Below are 3,495 nucleotides of genomic sequence, written 5' to 3'. Positions count from 1 at the left end.
ACTTCTGACTCAGTACGGGTAAACCCCCGCTACCGCTAACAGCACTTAGCACTCAGCATTCAGCACTCAGCACTCATTCAAGGGAACGCGATGAACATTTCTGAGCTATTTATCCGGCGTCCAATCATGACAACCCTAGTTATGGTTGGCATTTTAATATTTGGGCTGATCGGTTACCAACAGCTACCCGTTAGCGACCTGCCCAATGTGGATTATCCGACACTTCAGGTAACAGCTAACCTGCCCGGAGCCAGTCCAGAAACGATGGCTGCCTCAGTCGCAACTCCTTTAGAGCAGCAGTTTTCTAGCATCGCGGGAGTGAGTTCGATGAACTCTACCAGCTCTTTAGGTAGTGCACAGATTACGCTGCAATTTGACCTAAATCGGGATATAGACGGGGCAGCCCAAGATGTGCAATCTGCTATTTCTAAGGCAGCGAGGCAGCTGCCCACGAATATGCCTAATCCACCATCTTACCGAAAGGTAAATCCGGCGGATCAGCCAGTTCTCTATATATCCCTCAATTCGTCTATTCTGCCCCTTTCAACTGTAGACAAGTATGCTGAGACATTACTGGCACAACGTCTATCAATGGTGGATGGGGTGGCGCAAGTGCAGGTGTTTGGCTCCCAAAAGTACGCGGTACGGATTCAACTTGACCCGGAATCGCTGAGTGTAAAGGGGATAGGAATTGATGAAGTAGCTGATGCGATTGCTAACGGAAATGTCAATTTACCTACTGGCACACTTTACGGTCAACAGCAGAATTCTACCATCCAAGCAAACGGTCAACTCAACGATGCCGCCAGCTATCGTTCCCTAAATGTGGCCTATCAAAACGGCGCACCAGTGCAGCTAGGTGAACTGGGTCAAGTCTTAGACAGCGTGGAAAATGATAAGATTGCGAGTTGGTATTTTCCTGTCAAGAAGAAGAGTCGGGGAGCAGAGGAGAAGTCCTCAATCCAAAATCCAAAATCTAAAATCCAAAATTCTGGCGTGCGGGCGATCGTTTTGGCAATTCAGCGCCAACCGGGAACTAATACCGTTCAAGTAGTGGATGCAATTAAGAAACTGCTACCCACCTTTAGGACACAGATTCCGGCGGCTGTGAACATGGATATTCTCTACGATCGCTCTCAGTCAATTCGGGAGTCGGTAGATGATGTACAATTCACGCTGTTACTCACCATCGCCCTGGTGGTGCTAGTAATCTTTCTATTTCTTCGCAATATTTCTGCTACAGTCATACCTAGTTTGGCAGTACCGCTTTCAATAGTAGCGACCTTTGGGGTCATGGTGCTACTGGGCTTCTCCCTCGATAATCTATCACTGATGGCGTTAACTCTTTCAGTAGGTTTCGTGGTAGATGATGCCGTAGTCATGCTGGAGAATATTGTTCGCCACATGGAAATGGGCGAAAGCCGCATGGAAGCAGCCCTAAATGGTTCTAAAGAGATTGGTTTCACAATTTTATCAATGACCATCTCTCTGGTAGCAGTATTTATCCCTATACTTTTCATGGAAGGCATTCTGGGGAGATTATTCCGCGAGTTTGCCGTTACTATCAGCGTTGCAATCTTGGTTTCTGGCGTAATTTCCCTCAGCTTAACGCCAATGCTGTGTTCGAGATTCTTGAGTCCACCTCATCATGAGCAAGAGAGTGAGGGAGATAAGAGAGCAGGGGGAGCAGGGGGAGATGAGGGAGAAATTTTTAATTCCCAATCCAAAAGCCGAAGTCCAAAATCCAAAATCCAAAACTTTAACCGTCGTCTCTACAACTTTTCGGAAAACATCTTTAATGTGATATTGGGCGGATACGATTGGAGTTTGAAGAAATCACTCAAGTATCACCGTACAACGATGGTGATTTCGGGAGCGATTCTTTTAGCGACAGTGTATCTATTTATAGTTGTGCCGAAAGGGTTTGTCCCCAACGCAGATGTTGGACAAATTACTGCAACTACTCAGGCATCAGAGGATATATCCTTTGATGAAATGGTAAAACATCAACAGGCTGTAGCTGCGATCGCTTACCGCGATCCGAATGTCGATTCCATCAACTCCAGCGTCGGCGCTGGTGGGCCAAATGCTTCCGCCAACGCTGGCAGAATTTTAATCGAACTCAAGCCCCGTTCTCAACGCCATCTCAGTGCTGATCAAGTTGTGCAAAAACTCCGACCGAAGTTGTCAGTTGTGCCTGGAATTAAGGTATTCTTACAAAATCCCCCAGCTATTAATGTGGGTGGACAACAAACGAAAGCGCAGTATCAATTTACTCTGCAAACTCCCAATATTCAGGAACTTTACCAGTACGCTCCAGCTTTAGAAGAAAAACTGCGATCGCTCTCAGATATACAAGATGTCAACAGCGATTTGCAAATCAAAAATCCGCAAGTAAAAGTAGACATCAATCGCGATCAAGCTTCAGCTTTAGGTTTGACAGCTAATCAAATTGAAACTGCTCTGAGTAATGCCTATGGCACTCGCCAAGTTTCCACCATCTACGCCTCCGATAGCCAGTACCAAGTAATTATGGGCGTGGAACCAAAATATCAGCAAAATTCCAACGCCCTGGATTTACTCTCAGTTCGCACCCCCAGTGGACAACTTGTACCTCTCAACGCTGTAGCAACCTTGAGCAAAGATGTGGGGCCGCTGACTATCAATCACCAGGGGCAACTTGCATCTGTTACCTTCTCCTTTAACCTAAAGCCAGGAGTACCACTCGGTAACGTCACTGGGAAAATTGAGGAACTCGCCCGTCAAACACTGCCACCTACTATTAGTACAGGCTTCCAAGGTTCAGCGCAAGCATTCCAGTCATCGATTCAGGGCTTAGGACTGCTACTACTGGTTGCCATCTTCGTGATTTATATCGTGTTGGGGATTCTCTACGAAAACTTCATTCACCCGTTAACAATCCTTTCTAGCTTACCCTCTGCTGGATTTGGGGCACTGCTGACACTGTTGCTGTTTCAAGTTGACTTGAATATTTACGCCTTCGTAGGTATTATCCTGCTGGTTGGCATTGTCAAGAAAAACGGGATCATGATGGTTGACTTTGCAATTATTGCCCGTCAAAATGGCAAAACCCCTTATGATGCTATCTATGAAGCCTGCTTAGTGAGATTCCGTCCAATTATGATGACGACAATGGCAGCACTTATGGGTACGCTACCAATTGCCCTCGGCTTGGGAGCTGGAGCAGATACACGCCGCCCCCTTGGTTTAGCAGTAGTTGGGGGGTTAGTATTCTCCCAATTTCTCACACTTTATTTGACGCCTGTTTTCTATACTTACATGGAGTCTTGGCAAACAAAGCTCAAAAAACGCAATTGGCGCAAACAGCCAATTTGAAACTCCCCTGGCTGAACATTGGAACCTGTGTTTGCGTAGGCGTAGCCCGTCGTAGACATCGCTTTTACGAATACCTCCAGCTATCTAATACTCGTAGCTATCCTCAAGGCGGAAGTTGCTACAGACTGCGCGAAACAC

General features: G+C 46.6%; 1 protein-coding gene. It reads left to right on the top strand.

Annotation, left to right across the window (positions count from 1 at the left end; all coding sequences use genetic code 11):
* Window positions 1-90 precede the first annotated feature (90 nt).
* Entirely contained in the window at window positions 91-3,357 is a 3,267-nt protein-coding gene (locus tag ACFE90_RS16980) for an efflux RND transporter permease subunit (RefSeq protein WP_375502485.1), read from the top strand.
* The last annotated feature ends 138 nt before the right edge of the window (window positions 3,358-3,495 follow it).

Origin of the sequence: uncultured Nostoc sp., from assembly GCF_964245445.1 — a bacterium.
Taxonomy (GTDB): Bacteria; Cyanobacteriota; Cyanobacteriia; order Cyanobacteriales; family Nostocaceae; genus Nostoc.
The sequence above is the reverse complement of the archived record's forward strand: the minus strand, read 5'-3'. Positions and strand labels throughout refer to the sequence as shown.